The organism is Kitasatospora sp. NEAU-69, from assembly GCF_057158765.1.
This window is the reverse complement of record NZ_JBWXUE010000007.1, coordinates 177385-202918: the sequence shown is the minus strand read 5'-3', so window position 1 is coordinate 202918 and position 25534 is coordinate 177385. Positions and strand designations below refer to the sequence as shown.

At 72.8% G+C, this 25534-nt stretch carries 29 protein-coding genes and 1 pseudogene; 21 read left to right on the top strand and 9 right to left on the bottom strand.

The genetic code is table 11. The features are described from left to right. Positions 1 to 57 precede the first annotated feature (57 nt). Complete coding sequence (locus AC060L_RS11000; RefSeq protein WP_483798504.1) at positions 58 to 837, top strand: S16 family serine protease; 780 nt, start codon at positions 58 to 60, stop codon at positions 835 to 837. 59 nt (positions 838 to 896) lie between these two features. Here the strand turns inward: AC060L_RS11000 and AC060L_RS10995 are convergent, their stop codons facing one another. Then, complete coding sequence (locus tag AC060L_RS10995) at positions 897 to 1445, bottom strand: Lrp/AsnC family transcriptional regulator (protein WP_483798445.1); 549 nt, start codon at positions 1443 to 1445, stop codon at positions 897 to 899. A 235-nt stretch (positions 1446 to 1680) separates the two neighbouring features. On the opposite strand from AC060L_RS10995, the gene hppD reads away from it, so the two are divergent. After that, a complete protein-coding gene (gene hppD, locus AC060L_RS10990) occupies positions 1681 to 2829 on the top strand; it encodes a 4-hydroxyphenylpyruvate dioxygenase (protein ID WP_483798444.1) in 1149 nt (382 codons plus the stop codon). Positions 2830 to 2919: 90 nt separating this feature from the next. Here hppD and AC060L_RS10985 read toward each other — a convergent pair whose 3' ends face one another. Further along, complete coding sequence (locus tag AC060L_RS10985; RefSeq protein WP_483798443.1) at positions 2920 to 3543, bottom strand: hypothetical protein; 624 nt, start codon at positions 3541 to 3543, stop codon at positions 2920 to 2922. A gap of 126 nt (positions 3544 to 3669) precedes the next feature. Between AC060L_RS10985 and AC060L_RS10980 the strand changes: the two genes are divergently transcribed. The 4 genes from AC060L_RS10980 to AC060L_RS10965 all read left to right on the top strand — a co-directional run bounded on the left by AC060L_RS10980 (position 3670) and on the right by AC060L_RS10965 (position 9233). Continuing rightward, a complete protein-coding gene (locus tag AC060L_RS10980; RefSeq protein ID WP_483798442.1) occupies positions 3670 to 4374 on the top strand; it encodes a response regulator transcription factor in 705 nt (234 codons plus the stop codon). 71 nt (positions 4375 to 4445) lie between these two features. Then, a complete protein-coding gene (locus tag AC060L_RS10975) occupies positions 4446 to 5909 on the top strand; it encodes a sensor histidine kinase (protein ID WP_483798503.1) in 1464 nt (487 codons plus the stop codon). 198 nt (positions 5910 to 6107) lie between these two features. Next, positions 6108 to 7712 carry a cellulose binding domain-containing protein gene (locus AC060L_RS10970; protein ID WP_483798441.1) on the top strand — a complete coding sequence of 535 codons (1605 nt, stop codon included), beginning with the start codon at positions 6108 to 6110 and terminating at the stop codon, positions 7710 to 7712. Between the two features lie 99 nt (positions 7713 to 7811). Further along, entirely contained in the window at positions 7812 to 9233 is a 1422-nt protein-coding gene (locus AC060L_RS10965; RefSeq protein WP_483798440.1) for a glycosyltransferase 87 family protein, read from the top strand. A 63-nt stretch (positions 9234 to 9296) separates the two neighbouring features. Here AC060L_RS10965 and AC060L_RS10960 read toward each other — a convergent pair whose 3' ends face one another. Next, complete coding sequence (locus AC060L_RS10960; RefSeq protein ID WP_483798439.1) at positions 9297 to 9713, bottom strand: SsgA family sporulation/cell division regulator; 417 nt, start codon at positions 9711 to 9713, stop codon at positions 9297 to 9299. A 341-nt stretch (positions 9714 to 10054) separates the two neighbouring features. Between AC060L_RS10960 and AC060L_RS10955 the strand changes: the two are divergent. Beyond that, positions 10055 to 10156: pseudogene (locus tag AC060L_RS10955) on the top strand (DUF2510 domain-containing protein); the annotation flags it as partial. On the opposite strand, the gene AC060L_RS10950 reads toward AC060L_RS10955, so the two are convergent. Further along, positions 10147 to 10410 (bottom strand): hypothetical protein, encoded by a 264-nt coding sequence (locus tag AC060L_RS10950; RefSeq protein ID WP_483798509.1) that lies wholly within the window; start codon positions 10408 to 10410, stop codon positions 10147 to 10149. The pseudogene AC060L_RS10955 and the gene AC060L_RS10950 overlap by 10 nt on opposite strands. Before the next feature lie 499 nt (positions 10411 to 10909). Here AC060L_RS10950 and AC060L_RS10945 point away from each other — a divergent pair, with 499 nt between their 5' ends. The 7 genes from AC060L_RS10945 (at position 10910) to AC060L_RS10915 (ending at position 16999) form a co-directional block, all read left to right on the top strand. Continuing rightward, positions 10910 to 11641, top strand: coding sequence for an RDD family protein (locus tag AC060L_RS10945; protein ID WP_483798502.1), 732 nt, complete (start codon positions 10910 to 10912; stop codon positions 11639 to 11641). Positions 11642 to 11682: 41 nt separating this feature from the next. After that, on the top strand, positions 11683 to 12423 hold the full coding sequence (locus AC060L_RS10940) for an RDD family protein (protein ID WP_483798438.1): 741 nt from the start codon (positions 11683 to 11685) through the stop codon (positions 12421 to 12423). A gap of 151 nt (positions 12424 to 12574) precedes the next feature. Then, positions 12575 to 13279 (top strand): endonuclease V, encoded by a 705-nt coding sequence (locus AC060L_RS10935; protein WP_483798501.1) that lies wholly within the window; start codon positions 12575 to 12577, stop codon positions 13277 to 13279. Between the two features lie 105 nt (positions 13280 to 13384). Then, positions 13385 to 13828: a hypothetical protein gene (locus AC060L_RS10930; protein WP_483798437.1), complete on the top strand. Its 444-nt coding sequence runs from the start codon at positions 13385 to 13387 to the stop codon at positions 13826 to 13828. Between the two features lie 19 nt (positions 13829 to 13847). Beyond that, positions 13848 to 15341: a DNA polymerase III subunit gamma/tau domain-containing protein gene (locus tag AC060L_RS10925; RefSeq protein ID WP_483798436.1), complete on the top strand. Its 1494-nt coding sequence runs from the start codon at positions 13848 to 13850 to the stop codon at positions 15339 to 15341. A gap of 33 nt (positions 15342 to 15374) precedes the next feature. Next, complete coding sequence (gene mycP, locus AC060L_RS10920) at positions 15375 to 16559, top strand: type VII secretion-associated serine protease mycosin (RefSeq protein ID WP_483798435.1); 1185 nt, start codon at positions 15375 to 15377, stop codon at positions 16557 to 16559. A gap of 56 nt (positions 16560 to 16615) precedes the next feature. Beyond that, positions 16616 to 16999 carry a VOC family protein gene (locus AC060L_RS10915; RefSeq protein WP_483798434.1) on the top strand — a complete coding sequence of 128 codons (384 nt, stop codon included), beginning with the start codon at positions 16616 to 16618 and terminating at the stop codon, positions 16997 to 16999. A 116-nt stretch (positions 17000 to 17115) separates the two neighbouring features. Here AC060L_RS10915 and AC060L_RS10910 read toward each other — a convergent pair whose 3' ends face one another. Continuing rightward, a complete protein-coding gene (locus tag AC060L_RS10910) occupies positions 17116 to 17418 on the bottom strand; it encodes a hypothetical protein (protein ID WP_483798433.1) in 303 nt (100 codons plus the stop codon). A gap of 129 nt (positions 17419 to 17547) precedes the next feature. Then, positions 17548 to 18156 (bottom strand): hypothetical protein, encoded by a 609-nt coding sequence (locus AC060L_RS10905; protein ID WP_483798432.1) that lies wholly within the window; start codon positions 18154 to 18156, stop codon positions 17548 to 17550. 283 nt (positions 18157 to 18439) lie between these two features. Between AC060L_RS10905 and AC060L_RS10900 the strand changes: the two genes are divergently transcribed. Then, the gene (locus tag AC060L_RS10900; RefSeq protein ID WP_483798431.1) at positions 18440 to 19480 is read left to right on the top strand and encodes a hypothetical protein; all 1041 of its coding nucleotides are present in this window, start codon (positions 18440 to 18442) and stop codon (positions 19478 to 19480) included. A gap of 74 nt (positions 19481 to 19554) precedes the next feature. On the opposite strand, the gene AC060L_RS10895 is transcribed toward AC060L_RS10900, so the two are convergent. Further along, a complete protein-coding gene (locus AC060L_RS10895) occupies positions 19555 to 20142 on the bottom strand; it encodes an isochorismatase family protein (RefSeq protein ID WP_483798430.1) in 588 nt (195 codons plus the stop codon). A gap of 183 nt (positions 20143 to 20325) precedes the next feature. Further along, positions 20326 to 21681 carry a nicotinate phosphoribosyltransferase gene (locus AC060L_RS10890; protein WP_483798429.1) on the bottom strand — a complete coding sequence of 452 codons (1356 nt, stop codon included), beginning with the start codon at positions 21679 to 21681 and terminating at the stop codon, positions 20326 to 20328. A gap of 131 nt (positions 21682 to 21812) precedes the next feature. Here AC060L_RS10890 and clpS point away from each other — a divergent pair, with 131 nt between their 5' ends. The 6 genes from clpS (at position 21813) to AC060L_RS10860 (ending at position 24898) form a co-directional block, all read left to right on the top strand. Next, positions 21813 to 22106 carry an ATP-dependent Clp protease adapter ClpS gene (gene clpS, locus AC060L_RS10885; RefSeq protein WP_035848862.1) on the top strand — a complete coding sequence of 98 codons (294 nt, stop codon included), beginning with the start codon at positions 21813 to 21815 and terminating at the stop codon, positions 22104 to 22106. Positions 22107 to 22166: 60 nt separating this feature from the next. Then, the gene (locus AC060L_RS10880) at positions 22167 to 22742 is read left to right on the top strand and encodes a DUF2017 domain-containing protein (protein ID WP_483798428.1); all 576 of its coding nucleotides are present in this window, start codon (positions 22167 to 22169) and stop codon (positions 22740 to 22742) included. Positions 22743 to 22832: 90 nt separating this feature from the next. Continuing rightward, positions 22833 to 23273: a M67 family metallopeptidase gene (locus AC060L_RS10875; protein WP_483798427.1), complete on the top strand. Its 441-nt coding sequence runs from the start codon at positions 22833 to 22835 to the stop codon at positions 23271 to 23273. An 88-nt stretch (positions 23274 to 23361) separates the two neighbouring features. Then, positions 23362 to 23466 carry a putative leader peptide gene (locus AC060L_RS10870; protein WP_324606693.1) on the top strand — a complete coding sequence of 35 codons (105 nt, stop codon included), beginning with the start codon at positions 23362 to 23364 and terminating at the stop codon, positions 23464 to 23466. 172 nt (positions 23467 to 23638) lie between these two features. Next, the gene (locus AC060L_RS10865) at positions 23639 to 23917 is read left to right on the top strand and encodes a MoaD/ThiS family protein (RefSeq protein WP_483798426.1); all 279 of its coding nucleotides are present in this window, start codon (positions 23639 to 23641) and stop codon (positions 23915 to 23917) included. A 12-nt stretch (positions 23918 to 23929) separates the two neighbouring features. Then, a complete protein-coding gene (locus AC060L_RS10860; protein WP_483798425.1) occupies positions 23930 to 24898 on the top strand; it encodes a PLP-dependent cysteine synthase family protein in 969 nt (322 codons plus the stop codon). A 53-nt stretch (positions 24899 to 24951) separates the two neighbouring features. On the opposite strand, the gene AC060L_RS10855 is transcribed toward AC060L_RS10860, so the two are convergent. Continuing rightward, positions 24952 to 25422, bottom strand: a complete 471-nt coding sequence (locus AC060L_RS10855; protein WP_483798424.1) for a type II toxin-antitoxin system PemK/MazF family toxin — start codon at positions 25420 to 25422, stop codon at positions 24952 to 24954. Positions 25423 to 25534 lie beyond the last annotated feature (112 nt).

Genomic DNA, 25534 nt, shown 5'->3' with positions numbered 1-25534 from the left:
TCCACCCCGAAGCCGTCCCCGAGGCCGTCCGAGGCCGTCTCGCGGAGCACCGCCGTGCTGACTCCGCGGCGCAAGGCCGTGGCGCTGTGCGGCACGCTGGTCGCCGCGCTCTTCGCGGTGGCGGCCTTCGTGCCGCTGCCGTTCACCAAGGAGACGCCCGGCGTCACGGTGAACGCGCTGGACAGCTACCAGGGCAAGGAGGTGGTGACCATCACCGGCGCCCCGGTGCGGCAGACCTCCGGCGCGCTGCGGGTGCTCACCATCTCGGCGACGCTGCCGAACGAGTCGATCAGCCTCGCCACGGCCGTGCAGGGCTGGCTCGACCCCAACGTGGCGATCCAGCCCCGGGACTCGGTCTACCCGGGCGGCAACCCGAGCAAGGCGACCCAGCAGACCGTCCAGCAGATGACCCAGGCGCAGGACAGCGCGACGGTCGCGGCCCTGAACTACCTCCACCTGTCGTCCGACCAGGTCAAGGTGTCGGTGGACCTCGGCGACATCGGCGGCCCGAGCGGCGGCCAGATGCTGACGCTGGCGATCATCGACAAGCTGGCCGGCAACGGCAAGGGCGGCGATCTGACCGGCGGCCAGAACATCGCGGGCACCGGCACCATCGACGACCAGGGCAACATCGGCGCGGTCGGCGGCGTCGCGCTGAAGACCCAGGCGGCGGCCCGGGACGGTGCGACCATCTTCCTGGTGCCGCGCGGCGAGTGCTCGGACGCCAAGGTCAACACGCCCCCGGGGCTGCGGCTGGTCGCGGTGACCACGCTGACCGACTCGCTCGGCGCGCTCAACGCGCTGAACGGTGGCGGCGGCTCCGTCCCCAGCTGCTGAGCCTCCCCAGCTGCCGCTGAGCCCCCCAACCGCTCAGCCCCGCCGGCTGCCGGGCGTCCTCAGCCGGTCACGGCCCGCTGGTCCCGCGCGCGGAGCTCCGGTGACCGGTCGGCCCCATCGCCGCCCGGCACGGCGTCCTCCGTCGCCGCCTGCGCGACCAGCGGCAGCACCCGGTACGGCACCGGGTTCTCCAGCGCGATCGCGGTGGACGCCCGGACGATCCCGTCGAAGCCGACCACCCGGTCGATCACCCGCTGCAGGTCGGCGTTGGAGCGGGCCACGATCCGGCAGAGCATGTCGCCCATTCCGGTGATCGTGTGCAGCTCCAGCACCTCCGGCACGCCCGCCAGGTGGGCCCGCACGTCGGCGCCCTGGCCCTGCGAGATCTCCAGCGTGGCGAACGCCGTCACCGGGTAGCCGAGCGCGGCCGGATCGACCTCCGGCCCGAAGCCGCCGATCACACCGCGGGCCTGCAACCGGTCCAGCCGGGCCTGGACCGTGCCGCGGGCCACCTGGAGCCGGCGCGAGCACTCCAGCACGCCGATCCGCGGCTCGTCGGTCAGCAGCCGGATCAGCCGGCCGTCCAGACCGTCGATCGAGTTGTTCATGGCGGAGCCTTACTCATGGCACGAACACTGGGCAATCTGTACAGCTGTCACCGGCATTCTCCGGCCTGGCAGCACAGCTTGACCAGCGCAGATGGGAACAGTTGCTTAACGCTGTGATCGGGGCCACGCTCCCAGCACAACCCCGTGGGGAGGGCCCCACACCGAGCCGCGGGGTCCGTCCCGCCCCACGACCCCCGGGGCGCTTCGAGGTCCCACGCCCTACAGGGAGGCCGTCATGACCGATACCGCCGCACAGTCCGTCCCGTCGCACTCGGGTCAGGCAGACCCCTTCCCGGTGCGCGGGATGGACGCCGTCGAGTTCGCGGTCGGCAACGCGAAGCAGGCCGCGCACTACTACTCCACCGCCTTCGGGATGCGCTGCACGGCGTACTCCGGCCCGGAGACCGGCTCCCGCGAGACCGCGTCGTACGTGCTGGAGTCCGGCGGCGCCCGGTTCGTCCTCACCTCGGTCGTCAAGGCCTCGACCGAGCGCGGCAAGTTCCTGGACCGGCACGTCGCCGAGCACGGCGACGGCGTGATCGACCTGGCCATCGAGGTGCCGGACGTGCCGGCCGCCTACGCCTACGCCGTCGAGCACGGCGCGACCGGCCTGGCCGAGCCGCACGAGCTGACCGACGAGCACGGCACCGTGGTGCTGGCCGCGATCGCGACCTACGGCGAGACCCGGCACACCCTGGTCGACCGCTCGCGCTACTCCGGCCCGTACCTGCCCGGCTACGTGGCCCGCCAGCCGATCGTCGAGGCGCCGCAGAAGCGCAACTTCCAGGCGATCGACCACTGCGTCGGCAACGTCGAGCTCGGCAAGATGAACGAGTGGGTCGCGTTCTACAACCGGGTGATGGGCTTCACCAACATGAAGGAGTTCGTCGGCGACGACATCGCCACCGAGTACTCCGCGCTGATGTCCAAGGTCGTCGCCGACGGCACCCGCAAGGTGAAGTTCCCGCTCAACGAGCCGGCGATCGCGAAGAAGAAGTCGCAGATCGACGAGTACCTGGAGTTCTACGGCGGCCCCGGCGTCCAGCACATCGCGCTGGCCACCAACGACATCGTGCACACGGTCCGTCAGATGCGTGCGGCCGGCGTGGAGTTCCTGGACACCCCGGACAGCTACTACGACACGCTCGGCGAGTGGGTCGGCGACACCCGGGTGCCGATCGAGGAGCTGCGCGAGCTGAAGATCCTGGCCGACCGCGACGAGGACGGCTACCTGCTGCAGATCTTCACCAAGCCGGTGCAGGACAAGCCGACCGTCTTCTTCGAGATGATCGAGCGGCACGGCTCGATGGGCTTCGGCAAGGGCAACTTCAAGGCGCTCTTCGAGGCGATCGAGCGTGAGCAGGAGCGCCGCGGCAACCTGTAGTCGCCGCCGGCCGGTGGCTGCCGGCCGCCGTAGGCCGCTGCGCGCTGGAGCCCCGGGTCCCGTCCGACCCGGGGCTCCAGGCGTTCCCGGTCAGCGGACCACGGTCTGGACGTCCGGCGGGTGGCCGTTCCAGGTGACGAAGACCGAGTTGGTCGCGTTGTTGTTCGAGAAGTCGATCCGCAGCCACTGGTCGCCGTTCCAGACCTGCATCTGCCAGCCCGGGTCCGGGACGGCCGAGACCAGCTCGGCGCTGTCCGGGTGCATGTCCAGCGCGACCCGGCCGCCGGGGACCAGGTAGCTCTGGACGGACGGGCTGGGCGAGGCGCCGGCGGGGGCGCCGGTGGTCGGCGCGGCGGTCGCCGCGGAGCCGGGCGCGCTGCCGGGCGCGCTGCCGGGCGAGGAGGCGGCCACGGGATGGGCGCTGCGGCTGGGCGGCGCGGTGGTGGTCGTGGTCGCGGTGCGCGAGGGGCTCGGTGACGGCGGCTGGGTGCCGCTCGGTGCGGCGGTCGCCGCGGAGCCGGACGAGGAGGCGGCCGGCGGCAGTGGCGCCGGAGTCGCAGTCAGCGCGGTGGCGGCCGGCGTCGGCAGCGGGAGCGTGCGCGGGGGCTCGAAGGCGGCGTCGGACATCGCGGCGTTCACCCCGAGCCAGGACAGCGTCACGGCCGCCCCGGTGGCCAGCGCCCAGGCACCCGTCTGAACCAGTCCGCTTCGCATCGCCCGCTCATCCTGCCGCATCCGCGCCGGTGGCGGACATCCGGGCCGCCATCGGCCCGGTGGCCCGCACCTGCCGGATTGGGCAAGGTCGTTGCGAAAATAGTGGATGCCGTAGCGTGCTGGCCCATGGCAACAGTCCTGGTGGTCGAGGACGACCCGTTCGTTCGCTCGGCCCTGATCCGGCACCTCGGTGAGACCGGGCACGCCGTCCGCAGTGTCGGAACCGCGCTGGAGGCGCTGCGCGAGGTCGCGCAGGTCGGTTGCGACCTGGTGATCCTCGATCTCGGCCTGCCCGACCTGGACGGCGGCGAAGCGCTCAAGATGATCCGCGGTCTGACGAACGTCCCGGTGATCATCTCCACCGCCCGGGACGACGAGGCCGAGATCATCCGGTTGCTCAACGCCGGTGCCGACGACTACCTGGTGAAACCTTTCTCCGGTGAGCACCTGAGCGCTCGGATGGCCGCCGTGCTGCGCCGGTTCGGCGGCGGCCTGGCCCCGGTCCCGCCGGTGCTGCGGGTCGGCGGGCTGGCCATCGACGCGCAGCGGCGGGAGGCGGTGCTGGACGGGCGGCCGCTCGACCTGACCCGCCGTGAGTTCGACCTGCTGGCCTTCCTGGCGGCCCGGCCCGGCGTGGTGGTGCCGCGCAAGGAGATCCTGGCCGAGGTCTGGCGGCAGACCTACGGCGGCGACCAGACCATCGACGTGCACCTGTCCTGGCTGCGCCGCAAGCTCGGCGAGACCGCCTCCAGCCCGCGTTACCTGCACACCGTGCGCGGCGTCGGGGTGCGGCTGGAGGCCCCGGACGCGGCTGGTCCGGAGCGGCCGTGAGGTCGGCCGAGCGGTCGGCCGAGCGGCACCGGGAGGGCGCGCCGGAGCCGGTGCGCCGATCCGGGCAGTCGCTGCGCTGGGCGCTGGTGAAGGCGGCCGTGGCGGGGACCACCATGGTCGCGCTGGCCTTCCTGATCCCGCTCGGCCTGATGGTGCAGAAGACCGCCCGGGACCGTGCGTTCACCGCCGCCGACCGGCAGGCCGCCGCGCTCGGCCCCGCGCTGGCAATCACCACCGACCAGGACGACCTGGCCCGGGCGGTGGCGAGCACGGAGGCGGGCGCGCAGAACCGGATCGCCGTCCACCTCCCGCCGCCGGGCGCGGCCGCCGGGGGCGGAGCAGGGAGCGGCGGCGGGCGGATGATCGGCCCCGGGCAGGCGGTCGATCCCGGTCAGACCATCGGCGTCGCCCGGGCCCCGCAGGCCGACGTCGCCGCCGCGGGCAGCCAGGGCCGGGTGCTCACCGTGGCGGTGACCGGCGGCTACGCCAGGCTCCAGCCGGTCGCGGTGGACGCCACCCGGGTCGCCGTGGTCGAGGTCTACGTGGCCGAGGGCGATCTGACCCGCGGCGTGCGCACCGCCTGGCTGGTGCTCTCGCTGGTCGCGCTCGGGCTGGTCACGATCGCGGTGCTGGTCGCGGACCGGATGGGCTCGCGGATCGTCGGCTCGGCCCGCCGGCTGGCCGGGGCCGCCCGCTCGCTCGGCGCGGGCGACCTCGCCGTCCGGGTCCCGGTCACCGGCCCGCAGGTGGACGGCAGCCCCGCCGAGCTGCAGGAGGCCGCGGCCGCGTTCAACGCGATGGCGGACCGGGTGGTGCACCTGCTCGCGGCCGAGCGCGAGCTGGCCGCGGACCTCTCGCACCGGCTGCGCACCCCGCTCACCGTGCTGCGGCTGAACGCCGCCTCGCTCGGCGACGGGGACGCCGCCGACGCCACCCGGCATGCCGTCGCGCAGCTGGAGCGTGAGGTCGATCAGATCATCCGCTCGTCCCGCCGCACCCCGGAGGCGGCGCCGGCCGTCCCGGTCGGCTGCGACGCCGCCGAGGTGATCCGTGAGCGGGTCTCGTTCTGGTCCGCGCTGGCCGAGGACGAGGGCCGCCCCTGGCAGCTGCACGGTGCGGACGGCCCCGCCACGGTGCCGGTCCCGGTGCCGCGCGCCGACCTCGCGGCGGCCGTGGACGCGCTGCTCGGCAACGTCTTCCGGCACACGGCGGTCGGCACCGCGTTCTCGGTCGATGTGCTGGCCACCGAGCGCGCGGTGATCGTGCTGGTCGGTGACGGCGGTCCGGGCTTCGAGGACCCGTCGGCCGCGCTGCGCCGCGGTGAGGGGCACGGCGGCGAGGGCTCCACCGGCCTCGGGCTGGACATCGTGCGCAAGCTCGCCGAGGCGACCGGCGGCGACCTGGCGCTGGGCCGCTCGGCGGTGCTGGGCGGTGCGGAGATCCGGCTGCGGCTGGGCGCCGGGCCCGACGCGACGGCGCAGCAGCCGCGCCGGCTGGGGCGCGGGCGCCGGGCACCCGCGCGACGGTCCGCCTGAGGAGACGGCAGTTCCTTAACGGCCCCCTAAGAGACGGCTACCCCTCCCTGAGCAGGCGCTTTTCGGGGCGGTACGGGCGCTAGCGTCGGCGGCGCCGGGAGGTCGGGAACCCTCGGCGCACCCTCGGTACACCTTCCCGCTCCGCTGCGGCGCTCCGCTGCGGGCACCCGTCTGTTCTTTTGTCTCTTGAGGAGTCCGATGACGAAGCAGCACGCCCGTCGCGCAGGCCACCGGCGACGCGGGCGCAAGGGCGTGATCCTCGGGGCGAGCGCCGTCGCGGCGGCCGTCGTCGCCGGCGGCGTGGTCGCGCTGGCCTCGGCCGCGAACGCGGCCTCGCTCGGCGCCGTGTACAGCCGGACGAGCAGCTGGGAGACCGGGTACACCGGCCAATACCTGGTCGCCAACGCGGCGGGCAGCGCGATCGACGACTGGACGCTGTCGTTCGACCTGCCGGCCGGTGCCAAGATCGACTCGCTCTGGAACGCCAGCTTCACGGCCGCCGGCCGGCACGTCACGGTCAAGCCGGAGTCCTGGAGCAAGCACCTGGCGCCAGGGCAGAGCGTGGACGTGGGCTTCGTGGTGGAGGGCTCCGGCGCGGCGCAGGACGAGCCGGGCGACTGTCTGATCAACGACGCCCCCTGCAAGGCGGGCGACGGGCCCACGCCGGTGCCCTCGGGCCGGCCGACCAGCGCTCCGACAGCCACTCCCAGCTCGGCCCCGACGTCCACCCCCACCCCCACCCCCACCCCCACCCCCACCCCCACCCCCACCCCCACCCCCACCCCCACCCCCACCCCCACCCCCACCCCCACGCGCACCCCCACCCCCACCCCGACCGCGACCCACACGCCCACCCCGGTGCCCCCCGCGTCGGGCGGCGGCGGCTTCGCCCCGTACGTGGACACCTCGCTCTACCCGCCGTACGACCTGGTCGCCACCGCGAAGGCGGCCGGCGTGCACACCTTCAACCTCGCCTTCATTGTTTCCGGCGGATCCGGCTCTGGCTGCACCCCGAGGTGGGGCGGCGTCAGCGACCTGACCGCCGACCCGGTGGCCGCGCAGATCGGCGCGCTGCGGGCGGCCGGCGGCGACGTGCGGGTCTCGTTCGGCGGCGCGAACGGCAGCGAGCTGGCGACCGTCTGCTCCTCGGCCGCCGACCTGGCCGCCGCGTACCAGCAGGTGGTGGACGCGTACGGCCTCACCAAGATCGACTTCGACGTGGAGGGCGGTGCGCTCGGCGACACCGCCTCGAACACCCGCCGCGACCAGGCGATCGCCCGGCTCCAGCAGACCGCCGCGGCGAAGGGCCGGAGCCTGGACGTCTCCTACACGCTGCCCGCGCTGCCCACCGGCCTGACCCAGGACGGCGTCAACCTGGTCACCGACGCGAAGGCGAACGGCGTGCGGATCGGCGCCGTCAACATCATGGCGATGGACTTCGGCGACGGCGTCGCACCGAACCCGAACGGCCAGATGGGCACGTACGCGATCGACGCGGCCACCGCGACCCAGGCCCAGCTGAAGAGCGTGCTCGGCCTGGACGACGCGCAGGCCTGGGCGAAGACCGCGGTCACCCCGATGATCGGCGTCAACGACGTCTCGTCCGAGGTCTTCACGGTCGCCGACGCCAAGCAGCTGGCCGCGTTCGCGCAGTCCAGGCACCTGGCCTGGCTCGGCATCTGGTCCGGCGCGCGGGACAAGGCCTGCGACGGCGGCGCGAAGGGCTACGCCGACCCCACCTGCAGCAGCATCGCGCAGCAGCCGCTGGACTTCAGCAGGGCCCTGGGCGCCTACACCGGCTGACCGACCCGTCCCACGCGGCCCGCGTTCGCCCGGGTAGCGGGTCGCGTGGTACCAGGTATGGTCGAGAGCTGGTCGACCGACCGGCGGATGGAGCGGGCAGTGACAGCGGTGCAACAGGACCAGCGGACGGCGGTTGCCGCCCCAGGCCCCGCCACCTCGCCCGGCCCGGCCTGGCGACAGCACGTCACCGCTCCGATACGGGCGCTGCGCGAGGCGCCCCGCCGCGAACTGCGCAAGGCCGGCCTGGTGGCGTTCGTCTCACTGCTGGCGTACGCGGTGGTGCGGCACTTCATCGGCACCTCGATGGTCGACATGATCGTCTACCGGGCCGAGGGCGCGGCCGTCGCGAACGGGCACGACCTGTACGCGCTGCGGGTCACCCAGTGGAACCTGCCCGCGACCTACCCGCCGTTCGCGGCGATGCTCTTCGTGCCGACCACCTGGTTCTCGGTGGGCTTCCTGCGGGTGGCGATCACGCTCGGCAACATCGGGCTGCTCGGGCTGACCGCGCTGCTCTCGTTCCGGCTGGTCGGCTGGCCGCGGCGGGACCTGCGGCCGGTCGGCGTGGTGCTGGTGGCCGGGCTCGGCGTCTGGCTCGAGCCGGTCTTCACGACGCTGCGGTACGGGCAGATCAACCTGATCCTGGTCTGCCTGGTGCTCTGGGACCTCACCACGCCGGACAGCCGCAAGTGGAAGGGCATCGGGATCGGCATCGCGGCCGGGATGAAGCTCACCCCCGGCTTCTTCGCCGTCTACCTGCTGGTCACCGGCCGGATCCGGGCGGCGATGGTCGCCGGCTTCACGTTCCTGGCCACCTTCGCGATCGGCGCCGCCGTGCTGCCGAGCGCGACCTGGGGCTTCTGGACCAAGTACCTGTACGACTCCTCCCGGGTCGGCAAGACCTACATCGTCGACAACCAGTCGCTGCGTGGCGTCGCCGCCCGGTTCCTGCACCAGGCCGATCCCGGCACCGCCGCGACGCTGGCGGCCGGGCTGATCGCGGTCGGCGGCCTGGCGGTGGCCGCCTGGACGTACCGCAGCGGGCGCTGGCTGCCGCGCGCGGAGGCCTGGGGCGTCTGCGTCGCCGCCGTCACCGCGCTGCTGATCTCGCCGATCAGCTGGACGCACCACTGGGTCTGGTGCGTGCCGATCCTGATCCTGCTGGCGGCCGAGGTCGCGCAGGAGCGGGCCAAGGCGCTGCCCGGGTTGCCTGGCCAGCCCGGACTGCCTGGACTGCCTGGGCACAGGCGCTGGCGGACGATCTTCTGGCTGACCGTGGTCGGCTTCTGCTCCTTCTCCATGTGGCTGGTCCCGCACAAGGGCCTGACCAACCTGCAGATGGGTCCGTTCAAGCAGCTGCCCGCGGGGATGTACCCGTGGATCGGCTTCTGCTTCCTGGTCGTGGCCGCGCTGCGGGTCCGCAACCGGCGCCGGGCGGCCGGTCAGCCGCTGCTGAGCCTGCCGGGCCAGCGGGCGGCGGTCCCGGCCGAGCAGCCCCAGCGCACCCCCGCGGCGCGCTGACGGCTCTGCCCGCGGCTCTACTGGTGGCGGTGCCCGCGGTGGTGCTCGCCCTGGTGCTTGCGGTCAGGCCAGCAGCTCGGCGAGCGAGCCGTCCAGGTCGAGCACGCTCAGCTCGCCGCCCGGCGGCACCAGCCGGTGCGCCTCCTCCAGCCAGGCCGCCACGGCCGGCAGTGACGCCTCCAGCAGCGCGTCGCCGCCCGGCGAGGTGAGCGCCAGGCAGAGCACGGCGTGCCGCCCGCTGCCGGTCGGCCAGATCCGCACGTCGCCCTGGCCGCACGGCCGGAACGTCCCCTCGACCAGCAGCTCGCGGGAGAACACCCAGGTCACCGGCGAACCGGTGTCCAGGTGGAAGGTGATCCGCACGGCGAACGGGTCGTGGCTCCCGTAGGAGAGCCGGGCCGGGACGGGCACGCTGCGCTCGGGGGAGAGCACCAGGTGGAGCTCCAGCTCGTGCTCCACCACGCTCAGCTGACGGTCCATGATCGGTTCCTCTCGATTCGGGCTCGGGCCTGTGGTGAGGCCGGGTCACCCGAAGAGAGCGCGCTGTCGCACTGCTCTTACACACGTTTCGGGGATCGATTGCGGAATGTGCCGCAGGTCACGTGCGTGAACGGCGCCGGGCGGGGCGCGCGGCCTCGGCCGTACGCCGGGCGCGGACGCGGCGCGCGGGCAGTCGTCGACGGACAGCCAAGCGCTCCTGGGGTCCGGGCGTCCCGTGAATCGGCAACTTCCACCGCGCCACGCCGGAAGGTACTACCCTTTGTGACTGCCTGGCGACGTGGCGTGCGCCCCGCCGGAGGCCCCCAGGAGAGTGGATCTGCATGTCGGACCAGCCGTTGGTCGCCAGCGTGGACGTTGCCCCCGTGCCCGAACCGGGCTACTACCCGGACCCGTCGGTGCCGGGCTTCGTCCGCTACTGGAACGGCAGCAGCTGGGTGCCCGGCACCAGCCGCCAGGCTCCGGCCGACGGCGAGGTGCTGGCCGCGCCGCGCTTCGCCGCGCAGGCGGTGCCGCGACCGGGCGCGCGGTACATCCCGCCGCCGGTGGTGGCGGCCGGGCCGGCGGCTGCGGGTGCGGGGGTGGGGGCTGGTGCGGGGGTGGGCGCGGTGGCGGATGCCGATCCGGAGACGGGGCCGGTGTTCCTGGACGAGACGGGGGCGGGCGCGGTCTTCACCATGGCGCCCGAGGTCGCGGACTCCGGCTGGCACGCGGACCCGCAGGCGCAGCGCGGGCTGATGGAGACGGGCAACGCGCCGCGCTGGGTGTCATGGGGCGTGCTGGGCGAGGAGGCGCGCGCGGCCGAGGGAGCGGGAGCTGCTGGGGGGAAGTCGGCGGGGCCGACTTCTGAGGGTGCGTGGGGGGCTGGGGCTGCGGGGGCAGCTGAGGGGAAGTCGGTGCGGCCGACTTCCCAGGGTGCGTGGGGTGATGGGGCTGCTGGGGTGGCTGAGGGGAAGTCGGCGGGGCTGACTTCTGGGGGTGCACGGGGGGCTGGGGCTGGCGGGGTGGTTGAGGGGAAGTCGGCGGGGCCGACTTCTCGGGGTGCGGGGGGCACCGGGGGGACTGGGGTGGCGGGAGCCGCTGGTGCTGATGTGGCTGGAGGGGCTGACCGGAAGTCGGCCGGGCCGACTTCTGCGACTGATGGGGCGGGGGCGGAAGCAGCGGCTGAGGTGAGTCCGGTGACCGCGCAGTCGGCTGCCCCGGTACCCGCGCGTGCGTCCGGCGCCGGCCTGACCCCCGCGTCGGCTGGGGCGCAGCCGAGGCCGGCCGCCGCCGGCGCGCCCGGTCGGGCTCGGGCGGCGCGGCCCGGGGCCGCCGTCGCCCCCGCGCGCGTACCGGCGGCGACGCCCGCCACCGACGTCGTCCCCGCCCCGCGGCGGCGCTCGGCTGCCGCCGCGGCTGCCGCCGCGCTGCGTCCGGCCGGTCACGGGCGGCGGCTGCTCGCGCGGCTGGTGGACAGCGTGGTGCTCGCCGGCGTCGCGGCCGCCGTGGTCCTTCCGTTGCTGCCCGGCGTCACCGCCCACGTCCAGCAGCGGCTCGCCGCCGCGCAGGCGGCCAGCCGCGCCACCCACCGCGAGGTCCAGGTCTGGTTGCTCGACGGTGCGATGCTCGGCCGGCTGGCGCTGCTGCTCGGCGTCCTGCTGCTGGCCGCGCTCTGCTGCGAGGTGCTGCCGACCGCACGCACCGGCCGCACGCTCGGCAAGCGCCTGGCCGGCCTGCGGGTGGTCCGCGTGGACGGCGGCGCACCGCCGTCCTTCGGCCGCTCGCTGCGCCGATGGTTCGTCAGACAGCTGTCGGAGCTGACCGTCATCGGCGTCTTCGCGGTGCTGTTCGACCGCCGCCGGCGGCGCAGCTGGGCGGACCGGGCGGCCGGCACCCGGGTGGTCCGCAATATCCGCACAATGGACTAAACAGCAGCACATCACCGTATTTGCGGTGATCTACTCGCTGCATGAGCACCAACGACCCCTCACGCCCCGAGCCGGAGGGAGGCGGCCAGCCCTCCTTCGACAAGCAACCGCCGCCGTCGAGCTCGTCGTCCTCGGACTCGCCCGAGGACACCCCGCCGCCCGGGTCGCCGCGACCCGGCTCCCCGTACGACACCGACTCCTCCGGCGCGCCGCCGTACGGCGGTAGTCCGTACGGCGGCGGCTCGTACGGTGGCAACCCGTACGGCGGTGACCAGTACGGCGGGCCGCCGCCCGGGCAGCAGGGCCCGCCCGGCTTCGGCGCGCCGACCGGCTCCCCGTACGGTCCCGGCCCGAGTGCCGGCATGCCGGCACTCGGCACCTGGCCGAGCCGGATCCTGGCGCGGGGGATCGACTACGTGCTCATCCAGGCGGTCGCCTTCCTGATCGTGGTGCCGTTCTTCGGCCTGCACAACCGGGACGGCTGGACCGGTGGCGTCTGGCTCTACTACGCGCTCTACCTCGTCTACGAGGGCGTGATGCTCTCCCGGGACGGCCAGACGCTCGGCAAGAAGGTGATGCACGTCCGGGTCGCGATGCTGGCCGACGGCACCAGCCCGAACAGCTCCGCGGGCTGGACCCGGGCGGCGGTGTACACGCTGCCCGCGGTGCTCTGCTGTGGCCTGTGGTGGGTGATCAACGGGTTCTTCGGTGTCTTCAACAAGCCGTACCGGCAGTGCATCCACGACAAGGCGGCCAAGACGGTGGTGGTCTCCACCGCCTGACCGGGGGCGGGGCGGCGGCCGGCCGGTAGCGTGGCCTGCGAGATCCGTCGTGAGCGTTTTGGGGGAGCACGTGAACGCACCCGTCCGTCCTGCTGGTCCGGCTGGTCCGGCTGGTCCGGCTGATTCGGCCGAGCGAACCGGCTCGTCCTGGCTGCCGGGGGTCGAGCGGGTCGGCTGGCCGCGCACCGAGCAGGCGGCGGTCGCCGAGCAGCTGCGGCTGCGCCCGCTGGTCGAACCGGTCGGCCCCGCACCGTCGGCCGGCGCGCTGGTGGCCGGCGTGGACGTCGCGTACGACGACGAACGCGACCTGGTCGCCGCAGCCGCGGTCCTGCTCGACCTTGACACGCTGGAGGTCGTCGAGGAGTCCACCGCGGTCGGCACCGTCGCCTTCCCCTACCTCCCCGGACTGCTCGCCTTCCGCGAAGTCCCCGCCGTCGTGGACGCCCTGGCCGGCCTGCGGCACCGCCCCGACCTGGTGGTCTGCGACGGCTACGGCCTGGCCCACCCCCGCCGCCTCGGCCTGGCCAGCCACCTCGGCGTCCTCACCGGCCTGACCACACTCGGCGTCGCCAAGACCCCGTTCACGTTCACCCACCAGCCCCCGGCCGACCTGCGCGGCGCCTCCACCCCACTGGTGGACGAACAGACCGGCGAGGAGGTCGGCCGCGCCCTGCGCACCCGCGCGGGGGTGAAGCCGGTCTTCGTGTCGGTGGGTCACCGGATCGGGCTGCCGGAGGCGGTGGACTGCGTGCTCGCGCTGTCACCCCGCTACCGCCTCCCGGAGACCACCCGGCACGCCGACTCCCTCTGCCGCCGCGCGCTGATCGCGGCGATCGGACGTTCATCGGACGAATAGCCCGCAGGGGAGGGGTACTTGGCGGCGTACCGAAAACTTGGCAGGGTTGGCGGAGCCGGGAGCACGGGGTGACAGGACGGGCGACAGCAGGGGAGGCGCCGAGCCTTGACCGACCAGGGAGCGCGGAGCAGGGCGGGTGCGGGTGTGGGCGTCGGTGCGGGGTTCAGGGTCGAGGTGGACAACCTGCGTACGTTCGCGGGCCAGGTGCGCGGCCTGCTCGCGGAGTTCCAGGCACAGGTAAACCCGGAGAACGCGCACACGAAGAGCGGAATCGCGCAGGGGGCGTTCGGGGACTTCGCGGAGGCGATGGCGCTGCACGATCAGTACGACCAGATGCGGGACGGCCTGCGGGACGTGCTCAACGCGCTACAGGAAGCCATCGACGAGGCCCAGCGTCGCGCGGACCTGACGGCGGCGAACTACGAGGACCAGGAGCACCGGACCGTCCAGCAGCTGAAGGTCACCTCGGACGGCTGGTCGGTCGGCACGGCGGCGGTGACCGTTGGCGCGCCCAGCAGTCCGGCCGGTAATGAACGGGCGGCGTGGTGAGAACGGGAGGCGTTCGCCCATGAGTTCGGACATCACGGACTTCAGCGCCTTCAGTCACAGCGCCCTGCGGAAGATGGTGCAGGCGATGAACTCGGGCGACGTCATGTCGGCGAGCGACCCCTGGCGCCGCGCGGCCGCGACGCTGAAGGGCATCCGCGCGGCCCTGGACACCGCCGCCGGGGACGCCTCGTACAACTGGGAGGGCAGCACCAGCGACGCCTTCTACGAGAAGATGACGACCCTCGCCACCGCCGTCAACGACGCCGCCGCCTACGCGAACGACGCCGCGATCACCCTCGCGATGATGGCCGACGCGATCGACCAGGCCAAACGTGACATGCCCGAGGAACCGGGCCTCTGGGACCAACTCGGCCACGCGATCTCGGACACCGCGCAGAACGCGGTGGGGGAGGGTGACACGAGCACCCAGATGCCGCTGACGGACCGGAGGAAGGCGCAGGCGGCGGCGGTGCTGGAGACGCTGGCGGCGAAGTACCGGGTGGCTACGCCGATGTTGAGGGCGCCGTCGGCTGGAAGGTACGGCGAATCGCAACCCGCCCCTCCTGATCAGACAGCAGCTGCGGTAGCAGGTGCTCTGGTCCTCGGTGCTGGTCTCGGCGCGATCGGTGGATTCGGCGGCGCACCGGAGGCCTCGCCGACGGCCGCACTTGTGTCTGCAGAATCGTCTGTCTCCAAGAAGCAGTCCTCGATGGGGCCTGAGCTGCGCTCTGGTGTCCCTATGGAGACAGGGATCAGCGGTGGCATCGCAACCAAGGCTGGTCGAACACCGAAACGTGTGCCGATCGGTATGAGCGCAGCGGCGGCTGGTGTCACAGGAGCACCGGCGGCACCAGCGCCGTCGGTTTCAGCTCTCCAGGCCATGCCGGGACACGGAACCGGGCTGGACAGCGTCACGCAGATCGGATCGACGGCACCGGCAACGCACCCGATTGCTTCGGGGGGCTTGCCTGGCAGAGCGTCCTTGTTGCCGGGTTCTCATATTCCTGTGGCTCCTACCTCAGGTCCAGGAATCGGAGAGTTGGCCAGTGCGATCCAGGCAGGGGACGGGATTCTCGCGGCTGGTGAGTCGAGCGCAGCATGGGTGCCCAGAGGTTGGGCAGGCCCAGCCCCCGCAGCATCATCAGACAGTAGCGTCGGCGCAGCTCGTCAACGTCCGGTTGGTGAGATTACGCCTGTAAGCGGGCTGCGAGCCGGTGACTCCGACGGTGCATTCCCGGTAGCGGGGGTGTTCGGCCGAGCAGGGGAGTTCACCAGCTCGGAGCGTCCGCTGCAGCAGGGCTTCACGGAAGGCGGCTCAGGGCTCGGGGGCCGCACGCAGGCGCAGGCCGACTTCGGCAGTACCCAAGGGAATGCGGCACCCGGGTACCCGCCTGGCCAGATCCAAGGGACGGAGCGACGGAAGCGTCGGAGAGAGAAACGTCCGGACTACCTAGTTGAGGATGAGGAGACCTGGGCATCGCGGCGCCCGGTCAACCCTGGCGTGGTGGAATGAATCTCCAGGCGTCGGAGGACGGAGTGGACCGGCATGGTGGTCAGTTGGCCGATGCGGGGCGTCGCCGTGCTTGCAACTGGAGTCCTGCTCACCGCGCCGGCAGTTGCGCCGGCGATTGCTGACGGTACTCGCGATCAGCAGTGGGCCTTGACGAAGTACGACGCGCAGGACGAGGTCTGGCCGATCAGCCAGGGCGACGGCGTGGTCGTTGCGGTGATCGACACGGGTGTCCGAGCTGATCACCAAGATCTGACCGGCCAGGTTCTCCCCGGGGCCGACTTCACCGGCGGTCGGAGCAACGGTTCGAAGGATGAAGCCGGTCATGGCACCGGGATGGCCAGCCTCATCGCAGGTCACGGTCATGGCGAGAGCGCAGGCATTATGGGCCTCGCGCCGAAGGCGAAGATCCTTCCAGTGCGAGTCAACCTGCGGGATGAGACGCAGGTCGGCGCCCCGGATGACGGTACGTTCCCGACCGCTCTCCGCTATGCGGTGGATCACGGCGCGAAGGTCGTCAACATGTCCTTCGGTGGAGCCATGCGCACGAACCTCGATGACCGTGCAGCCATCAACTACGCGATCGCCCGCGATGTCGTCCTTGTCGCTGCCGCCGGCAACCTCGCCGAGTCTGAAGTGTCCTACCCCGCTGCCTTTCCCGGTGTTGTCGCCGTCGGTGCCGTCGATGACCAGGGCAATGTGTGGGCGAAGTCGAATCACGGCCCGGAGACCACGCTCGTCGCTCCCGGGGTCGGGATCTACAGCGCCGGTAGCCAGTCGAGCACCGATTACCGGCTTGCTGATGGGACCTCCGATGCCACCGCGTACGTCTCGGCGATTGCGGCGCTTGTTCGGGCGAAGTATCCGGGGCTTTCTGCCGGGCAGGTGATCCGGCGGATGATCACGACTGCCGTTGCGCCGCCGGATGGCAGCAAGGCGCCCAACGACCGTTATGGCTACGGGATCGCGTCTCCGTCCAAGTCGCTCGCGCCGGATCCGGCGGTGGATGACGGGCCCAGGGAGAACCCGTTGCTCGGCAGGGTGGAGTCGCAGGGGGCGCCGGAGTCGGCGGTGCCGGTGCCCGTGGCGCAGCCGCAGGCTGCGGGGGGTGGGGACGGGAGTGGTGTGCTGCCGTGGCTCTACGGGGCTGCCGGCGTGCTGGTCGTGTTGATCACGCTGGGCGTTGTCGTTCTCGTCCGCCGCGCCCGGCGGATGGGCTGACCGTCGGCGCAGGTCAGGCGCTGACAACCGACGGACTGGTCGGTAGGGTCGGGATCATGACGACATCTGACGATCTTTTTGTCGGCCTGCATCACATGCAGATCTCCATCCCGCCGGGGTCGGAGCAGCTCTGCCGGGAGTTCTGGGGCGAGATCCTCGGTATGACGGAGCTGGAGAAGCCGCCGGTGCTCGCGGCGCGTGGTGGCTGCTGGTTCCGCAGCGGCGGGTTCGAGATCCACCTGGGGGTGGAGCAGGAGTTCACGCCGGCTCGCAAGGCGCACCCGGGGATCCTGGTGGGCGGGCTGCGCGAGTTGGCCGGGCGGTTGGAGGCGGCCGGGCACGAGGTGAAGTGGGACGGGGAGTTGCCCGGTTACGACCGCTTCCACGCCTTCGACAAGCTGGGCAACCGGCTGGAGTTCCTGCAGCCGCAGGCGGTCTGACGAGGGCCCAGGAATCGAGGGCCGCGGGAACGCATCGGGGGCGGCCCGGGAGAGCTCTACCGGCCTCCGGACCGCCCGTCGGTCTCAGTCGGCCTGGCTCCGGCCAGGCGCCCCGGTCATGCGGCCAGTTCGCGCGCCTCCAGGTAGGCCCGGACCACCGCCATGCCGTAGACCGGCTGGATCAGCTGCTGCCCCTTGAAGAACGGCCGGGCGGGGGCGAAACCCGCCGCGACGACCAGCTCGCGGATCTCCGCTATCTCCGCTTCGCTGCGAGCGGTGAAGCGGACCTCCCACCCTTTTTTGTACGCCGACCCCTGCTCACCGGCCCGGCGGGCCGGGTCTGGACGCCGCACGTAGCCAGGGAGCCGGCCCAGGCGCAGCTGGGCTGCGCTCAGACCTGATGTTTCGTCATATGGCATGCACCGATGGTAGGCAATACCCGGCGGTCGGTTTCCCGGTGGGCGTGATCCCACCGCGTGGCCCGGGTCACACTGCGGTGGTCCCGGGTCACGCTGCGGTGTCCCGGGCCGGCGCCGCGCCGGCCCGGCTCAGGCCGCGGTGCGGGCGTCCAGTCCGGCGGCCGTGCGGGCCTTGCCCAGGTGGCGCAGGGCGGTGCGCTGGCTGAAGGCGAGCAGGCCGACGGTGACCGCGCCGAGCGCCACGGCGAAGGCGATGTGTGCGGCGGTGCTGGTGACCTGGACGCCGACCGCGTTGAGTGCGAAGTGGCTGCCGAGTCGCAGGGCGACCAGGCCGATCGCGACCTTGCGGGTCTCCTTGCCGCGCCACAGCGCGCGGGCCAGCTTCAGGCGCTTGCGCATCATGGTCAGCGAGAGCGCGATGTTGACGGCGGCCAGCACCACCAGCGCGGGCCAGATCGCCGGGAAGGCCTTGATGATGTCGAAGGCGCCGGCGAAGACGGCCTCGAAGCCGAAGAACCAGACCGGGAGCTTGAGTTCGTCCAGGTTCTCGGGCAGCTCCGCGAGCGAGTCCTTCCGGCGCTGCTCGCCGGCCGCCGCGGTCGCCTGCTGGGCCGCCTCGGCGAAGCTGGCGGCAGCCGGTGCGGCAGCCGGTGCGGCAGCCGGTGCGGCAGCCGGTGCGGGAGCGGCGGCCGGGACGGGCCGCGGGTTGTCGAAGTCGCTGGTCAGGTCGGTGCTCATCGTTCGCCCCCGGGCTACTCCGGCCTCGCGCTGTCCGCCCCGCCGGTACTGACGATTCTGCCGCGTCGGGTGCCTGGAGCAGCAGGGGGCCGGGTCATCACTCCGGCATGACGGATGTCACATGCATGTGACTGACCGTTCCCGCAAGTACGTTGATCCCAATTGCTCCATCCGAGTGAGGGTATGGAGACTTTAGTGCGGGCCCGTCCCGATTTGACCACGGTTATGTAACGGTGCGTCAGGTCACGAATGCGGCGACCGGGTGAACGGGGAGGGTTGTCGCATGAGCTACCAGACCCCCCTCCCCGCCCCGTCCCTCGAAGAGCTGGTCCGCCGCCAGCAGAACGTGATCACGGCAAGTCAGCTGCGCACCCGGGGAGTTCCGTCCCGGGTGGTCAGCGAGCACTGCCGCCGCGGCGGCCCCTGGCAGCGGTTGCTGCCCCGGGTCTACCTGCTGCAGAGCGGCGCACCGACGCCCGAGCAGCGGATGTGGGCCGCGCTGCTCTACGCCGCGCAGAACGGCCGCGAGGAGGGGCGCCGGGAGGGTGCGGTGATCACCGGCGCGGCGGCGCTCGCGCTGTACGGCTTCAGCGCGGTGCCCCGGCTGCCCGCCGTCACGGACGTGCAGGTGCTGGTGCCCAGGCAGCGCCGGCTGCGGGACGTCGGGGACGTCCGGATCCAGCGCACCGCTCGCGAGTTGGAGGCGCGCGAGGTGCACGGCCTGGCCTGCGCCCCCGTGGCCAGGGCGGTCGCGGACGCGCTGCGCGAGTGGGAGGACAGCGGCGCGCTGGAGACCGGGGTGCTCGGGCCGCGGCTGCTCCGCTCGGTGCTGCGCGAGGCGGTGGCGGCCGCGGTGCCCGGCGGCCGGCCCGGCTGCACGCCGGCCGAGCTGATCGCCGAGCTGCGCGAGACGGAACTGCTGACGGTGCCGCGGATCCGGGCCGCGGTCGATGAACTGCTCGCCGCCGCGCGGGAGTCGGTGATCGGCTCGATCCTGGAGCTGGTGGCGGCCGAGCAGCTGCCGGCTCCGCTGGCAGGGCCCGAGCTGCGGATGCGCGGTGGCACGTTCGTCGCGGTGCCCGACCTGTACTGGCCGCAGGCGGCGGTCGCGGTCGAGGTGGACTCGGCGGTGCGCTGCGTCAGCGAGGGCGAGGCCGCCTGGGTGCGGGCCGGGCAGCACCGGATGGAGTACCTGGGGGTGCGGGTGGTGTACGTGTCCACCGACCGGGTGGCCGCCGAGCCTGCGGCGGTGGCCGGGGAGCTACGGGAGGCGTTCCTGGCCGGCGGTACGGACGTGGTGGAGCTCCAGCTGACCGAGGGCTGACCGAGGGCTGACGGACGGCCCTCGGACGGCCCTCGGACGGCCCCGGACAGCCCCCGGACGGCTTCCGGCGCAGGTCAGCCCGCGACCGGCGTCCCGGTCAGCTCCACTCCGGCCGCGCGCAGCTGCTCCAGCGCGGCGGCCGTGGTCTGCGGCGCCACCCCCGCCGTCAGATCGAGCAGCACCCGGGTGGCGAACCCCTCCCGCACCGCGTCCAGCGCGGTGGCCCGTACGCAGTGGTCGGTCGCGATGCCGACCAGGTCCACCGCCGTCACCGCACGCTCGCGCAGCCAGGCGGCCAGCGTGCTGCCGTTCTCGTCGAACCCCTCGAAGCCGCTGTACGCGGCCGCGTGCGCGCCCTTGTCGAAGACCGCCTCGATCGCGCCGGAGGTCACCGAGGGCGCGAAGTTGGGGTGGAAGCCGACCCCCTCCGTGCCGGCCACGCAGTGCGGCGGCCAGCTGTCGACGTAGTCGGGCTCGGCCGAGAAGTGCGCGCCCGGGTCCAGGTGGTGGTCCCGGGTGGCCAGGATGTGCGCGTACTCGGCGCCCGAGTCGGCGATCAGCTCGGTGATCGCGGCCGCGACCTCGGCCCCGCCGGCCACGGGCAGGCTGCCGCCCTCGCAGAAGTCGTTCTGCACATCGATGACGATCAGGGCCCGGTGCATGGCTTGCTTCCTCGCTGGCGGTCGGTGGGGGAGGGGAGGTCGGTGGGGACAGAGGGAGAGCGGTGGGGACGGATTGGTGGGGATGGATCGGTGGGGAAGGAGGCGGACTGGAGTGGGGCCACTCTAGGGAGTGGCGCTGTGGGGCGGAAGGGGCGACATCACGGGATCGGCCCGGTGACGGGATCAGCCCAGCAGCAGCTCGGTGGCGATGACCGGCTCGCCCTTGGAGAGCTGGGTGGCCGACAGCGGCAGCGCGGCCCGGGCCCGTAGGTGGCGCTCGCGGGCGGCGGCCAGCGGCTCCCGGCCGATCACCTCGCCGCCGCGCACCAGCGGGACGTGCAGCGCGTACGGCGCGAGCTCGGCCGGCAGCGCTCCGGTGCCGACCACCTCGGCCTCGGCCACCCCGTCGCCGTCCGGCCGCCGGGCCGCCCACTTGCGCCCGCCGACGCTCGACTTCGCGCCCGCCGAGCGCTTGGCGACCGCGACCAGCGGCGCGTCCGGCGAGGCCGAGGCGGCGCGCGCGACCAGCTTGTAGACCATCGCGCAGGTCGAGTGGCCGCTGCCGGTGACCAGGCTGGTGCCGACCCCGTAGCCGTCCACCGGCGCTGCGGCGAGCGCGGCGATGGCGTACTCGTCGAGGTCCGAGGTGACGATGATCCGGGTCCGGTGCGCGCCGAGGTCGTCCAGCTGGCGGCGGACCCGGTGGGCCAGCATGGTCAGGTCGCCGGAGTCGATCCGCACCGCGCCGAGCTCGGGACCGGCCACCTCGACCGCGGTGCGCACCGCCTCGGCCAGGTCGTAGGTGTCCACCAGCAGCGTGGTGCCGGTGCCCATCGAGGCGATCTGCGCGCTGAACGCGTCCTTCTCGCTGTCGTGCAGCAGTGTGAAGGCGTGCGCGGCGGTGCCGGTGGTCGGGATGCCGTGCCGGAAGCCGGCCTCCAGGTCGGAGGTGGCGGCGAAGCCGGCGATGTAGGCCGCCCGGGCGGCGGCCACCGCCGCGCCCTCGTGCGCCCGCCGGGCCCCCATCTCGATGCACGGCCGCTCCCCTGCGGCGGCCGTCATCCGGGAGGCTGCGGCGGCGATTGCCGAGTCGTGGTTGAGGATCGAGAGGATCACCGTCTCCAGGATCACGGCCTCGGCGAAGCTGCCCTCCACGGTCAGCAGCGGCGAGCCGGGGAAGTACACCTCGCCCTCCGGGTAGCCGTGGATGTCGCCGGTGAAGCGGTAGTCGGCCAGCCAGCGCAGCGTGGGCTCGTCCACCACCCGCTGGTCGGCCAGCCAGTCGAGCTGGGGGGTGGTGAAGCGGAAGTTCTGCACCGCGTCGAGCACCCGGCCGGTGCCGGCCAGCACGCCGTAGCGGCGACCGTCGGGCAGCCGACGGGTGAAGACCTCGAACACCGAGCGGCGGTGCGCCGCTCCGCTGCGCAGTGCTGCCTGCAGCATGGTCAGCTCATAGCGGTCGGTGAACAGCGCGGTCGAGCCGGCTGCCGGCGAGGTGGGCATGGCGGAGCTTGCCGCCGCGATTGCCTGGGCGTCCATGAAGATGATGCTACTACCACTTAACGTCAGTTTGACGATTTCCCGCGCAACTGCCGGGTCGGAATCGCTCCGAGGTCCCCCGGATGGCAGCATGGGAGGTCAGGGGAGACCACTAGCGAGGAGAGTCAGCCGTGAGTGTCGCGCCGGCCGAGATCGAACGCCCCGAGGCCGAGAGCCTCCCGGTGGCGGAGCCGGACACGCCGTGGGTGACGATCGTCCACAACGATCCGGTCAATCTGATGAGCTACGTGCTCTACGTCTTCCAGGCGTACTTCGGCTATCCGAAGGAGAAGGCGCGGAAGCTGATGATGGACGTCCACACCCGGGGCCGCGCGGTGGTCTCCAGCGGGACCCGCGAGGAGATGGAGCGGGACGTGCAGGCCATGCACGGGTACGGCCTGTGGGCGACCCTGCAGCACGACTGACCGTCAGCCGACCAGACCTCAACTCTTTTCCCCCACACGAACCGGGACGGTTACTTCACGATGGCTGGGTTGTTCGAGCGGACCGGCGACGGCGGTGCGGCGATCGCGCTGGAGGAGCTGGAGGCCGCGATCCTGCGCTCGCTCGAAGTGCAGATGCTGGAGCTGATCGGCCCCGGCCCCGGCGCCGAGAGCGACGACCCGCTCGCCGCGCTCTTCGCGGAGGGCCCGACCGAGGCTCCCGCCGATCCGGCGCTCGGCCGGCTCTTCCCGGACGCGTACGGCGAGCCCGGGCAGAGCCCCGACCGGGAGACCAGGGCCGCCGCCGGCGAGTTCCGCCGCTACACCGAGCCCGACCTGCGCACCCGCAAGCGTGACGACGCGCTGCTCGTGGTCCGGGCGCTGGACACCCTCGGCGGCCAGGGCGGCGTGCTGCGGCCGGCCGCCGAGGACTGCCCGCGCTGGCTCGGCGCGCTCAACGACCTGCGGCTGACGCTCGGCGTGCGGCTGGAGGTCACCGAGGAGGACGAGCAGGGCCTCTACGACCTGCCGGACAGCGACGAGCGCAAGCCGCTCGTGATGGCCTACCTCTGGCTCGGCGCGATGCAGGAGTCGCTGCTGGAGGCGATGACCGGCTGAGCGCCGGACAGGCCCCGGGGTTGTCCCAGCAGGTGGGCACCACCGTGGACGGCCCCCGGCGCCGCGCCGCCGCGTGGCTATCCTGACGCCATGCTGACCATCACCCGAGAGCTGCACGACGCGATCGTGGCCCACGCCCGCGCCGACCACCCGGACGAGGCCTGCGGGGTCGTCGCCGGGCCGGCCGGCAGCGGACGGCCCGAGCGGTTCATCCCGATGCTGAACGCGGCCCGCTCGCCCACGTTCTACGAGTTCGACTCCGCCGACCTGTTCAAGCTCTACCGCGAGATGGACGACCGGGACGAGGAGCCGGTGATCGTCTACCACTCGCACACCGCGACCGAGGCGTACCCCTCGCGCACCGACGTCAGCTACGCCTCCGAGCCGAACGCGCACTACGTGCTCGTCTCCACCGCGGACGGGACCGGGCCGGACGACCCGTTCCAGTTCCGCTCGTTCCGGATCGTGGACGGCGTGATCACGGAGGAGGACGTCGAGGTCCTCGACGCCCCGGCCGCCCCGGCTGGCTGAATCGGTGAATCTCATCAGGCGGAACGAAACCATCCGAGGTGCGAGATGGGCATGTCCGAACCGGGGCGGGAATCTATACGATGAGCCCATGCGTTCCGTCGATGTGAGCAACCAGGCCCCGGGCATCCGCCTCGTGGCGCGCCTGCACATCGACCTGTGCCGGCACGCCGCGGCGATCTGTCCCGACGCCTGAGCCGTCCGCCGAGTCCGCCCCGGCCCCGGTCGGCGGCGCGGGTGGAACGTGCCGAGCACGCCCGCCGCGCTCCGCACGCCAGGCACCCTGCCCCACCCGCACGCACCACCCGCATGTCCCACCCTCGCCGCCCTCTTGCGGCCCCACCACCACCTGCAACAGGAGCGCAGTCATGGCCATCGAGGTCCGCATCCCGACCATCCTCCGTACCTACACCGACGGCGCCAAGGCCGTCGATGGCAACGGCGCCACCCTCGGGGAGCTCTTCGCCGACCTCGATGTCCGCCACCCGGGCATCGCCGACCGCCTGCTGGACAACGGCGAGCTGCGCCGGTTCGTCAACGTCTACCTGAACGACGAGGACGTCCGCTTCCTGGCCGGCATCGCCACCGAGCTCGGCGACGGCGACAGCGTCACCATCCTCCCGGCGGTCGCCGGCGGCTCGAAGTAAGGCGCAGCGGCGATGCGCTACGACAGCCCGCTGGCAGCCGTCGGCAACACGCCGCTGGTCAGGCTGCCGCGGATCTCCGCGGCCGTGCCGGGCAACGCCGAGGGGCTGGTGACGCTCTGGGCCAAGCTGGAGGACCGCAACCCGACCGGCTCGATCAAGGACCGCCCGGCGCTCCACATGATCGAGCGGGCGGAGGCGGACGGCCGGCTGACGCCCGGCTGCACCGTGCTGGAGCCGACCAGCGGCAACACCGGCATCTCGCTCGCCATGGCGGCCAAGCTCAAGGGCTACCGGATCGTCTGCGTGATGCCGGAGAACACCAGTGAGGAGCGCCGCGAACTGCTCCGGATGTGGGGCGCGCAGATCGTCTCCTCGCCGGCCGCCGGCGGCTCCAACACGGCGGTCCGGGTGGCCAAGGAGCTGGCCGCCGAGCACCCGGACTGGGTGATGCTCTACCAGTACGGCAACCCGGACAACGCCGGCGCGCACTACGCCGGCACCGGTCCGGAGATCCTCGCCGACCTGCCCACCGTCACCCACTTCGTCGCCGGACTGGGCACCACCGGCACGCTGATGGGCGTCGGGCGCTACCTGCGCGAGAAGGTCCCGGGCGTGCAGATCGTGGCCGCCGAGCCGCGCTACGACGACGTGGTCTACGGCCTGCGCAACCTGGACGAGGGCTTCGTCCCCGAGCTGTACGACGCCGAGGTGCTGACCACCCGGTTCAGCGTCGGCTCGGCCGACTCGGTGCGCCGCACCCGCGAGCTGCTCGCCGAGGAGGGCATCTTCGCCGGTGTGTCGACCGGCGCGATCCTGCACGCGGCGATCGGCGTCGGCCGCAAGGCCGCGGCGGCCGGCGAGCGGGCGGACATCGTCTTCGTGGTGCCGGACGGCGGCTGGAAGTACCTGTCCACCGGGATCTACACCGCCGCGAGCACCGAGGAGGCCGTGGAGCTGCTCCAGGGACAGCTCTGGGCCTGATCCGACGGGCCCGATTCGACGGGCCCGATCCGACGGTCAGTCAGTCGCGCGCTTCACCGGGCCCGTACCGCACGTTCGGTACGGGCCCAGGTCTGTGCGTCCACCGGTCCGACCCGGCGCCGGAAGTCGCTGAGCCGGACTTCCCGCAACTCGTCGGTCTCCAGCCAGCTGGTCCGGCCCTCGCGGTCGCCCACCGCGCCCGGCGGCAGCGCGAAGACGCCGGGGCGTTCGGTGTGGTGCTTGCTGGTGATCTTCACGACGGTCGCGGTGTCCCGCGCCACCCGCAGCACCAGGCACGGGCGGTCCTTGGCCCCCGGGCCGTCCTCGAACGGGACCTCGGCCCACCAGATCTCGCGCGGCTCGGGGAAGCCGGGGCGGGGCCGGCGGGGCCGTTGCTGCTGCGGTAGCCGCGGTGGGTGCTGCTCCGCCCGTCGTTCGTCCCGCTGCCTGGCGCGGACCAGTGCGGCGGCGACGGCGGCGACCAGCGCCAGCAGGCCGACGAGGACGAGTTGCCACAGATGCATGTGATGACCGTACCGGTTGTGACAGTTGAGCATTTGTCCGTTTGGTGCTGCTGTTCTGTCACGGATTCACCACGGGCCCCGTCGGCCACTCGGCCCCGCCCGGCCACCCGGA